Below are 366 nucleotides of genomic sequence, written 5' to 3' on the forward strand. Positions count from 1 at the left end.
CCAAGACCTCCCGACTCCGCTCGAGGTGACAATCGAATTTCTAACTTCGTACTTCTAAAATCTAACTTCAATCTACTATTTCCATCTTCTTCAGCAAGAACGACGCGTTCATATTCTGGCACACCCCTTTTTTGAAGCGGTAGTCGAAGTTCAATTCGTCATTGATGATCTCGGCGTCAAAATAGTAGTTCTTTACCTGCGGCAGTTCTTCGGCCACTTCGCAAAGACTCAGGTCGTGGGTAGCAATAATTCCGGTGGAATTGGAGCCGACCAGTTTCTCAATGAATTTTCGGGAGCCAATGGCTTTATCTGTGCTGTTCGTCCCTTTAAGGATCTCGTCGAGGATGATGAAATACTGGTCTGTTT

1 protein-coding gene is annotated in these 366 nt (G+C 45.4%); it reads right to left on the reverse strand.

Annotation, left to right across the window (positions count from 1 at the left end; translation table 11 throughout):
- Nucleotides 1-67: 67 nt before the first annotated feature.
- Nucleotides 68-366, reverse strand: a 299-nt coding sequence (locus tag HC175_RS20785) for a MutS-related protein (RefSeq protein ID WP_438865974.1), incomplete at its 5' end; no start/stop codon positions are given.

This window comes from Salinimicrobium oceani (assembly GCF_012037645.1).